This is a genomic window from uncultured Psychroserpens sp. (genome assembly GCF_947492715.1).
In the GTDB taxonomy this organism is placed as follows: domain Bacteria; phylum Bacteroidota; class Bacteroidia; order Flavobacteriales; family Flavobacteriaceae; genus Psychroserpens.
In genome coordinates this window covers 1-506 of record NZ_CANLNS010000021.1, presented here as the reverse complement: position 1 = coordinate 506, position 506 = coordinate 1, and the positions used below count along the sequence as shown (strand labels likewise).

Below are 506 nucleotides of genomic sequence, written 5' to 3'. Positions count from 1 at the left end.
GTCCCTTCGCCTGAAATTGGAAGTGTTGCATTATGACTTACAGTTACTGTGCCTCCACAGTTATCTGTAGCTGTTGGCGCTGTTAATGTTGTGACTTCACATTCTGCTGTGATATCTGATAAACTCACGGCATCTGGTGTTGGTGCTGTCGTATCATCGATAATCACATTTTGATCTTGTGTACTTGTATTTCCATTGCCATCATCATAGGTCCACGTCACTATCGTTGTTGTGCCTTCGCCTGAGATTGGAAGTGTTGCATTATGACTCACTGTCACTGTACCTCCGCAATTATCTGTAGCCGTTGGTGCTGTTAAACTTGTCACTTCACATTCTGCTGTGATATCTGATAAACTCACCGCATCTGGCGTTGGTGCTGTCGTGTCATCTATAATCACATTTTGATCTTGCGTGCTTGTGTTTCCGTTACCATCATCATAAGTCCACGTCACTATCGTTGTTGTCCCTTCGCCTGAAATTGGAAGTGTTGCATTATGACTTACAGT

Annotated in this window: 1 pseudogene; it reads right to left on the bottom strand. The window is 43.5% G+C overall.

The features are described 5' to 3' along the window. Positions 1 to 506 (bottom strand): annotated as a pseudogene (locus Q0787_RS19240) (hypothetical protein); the annotation flags it as partial.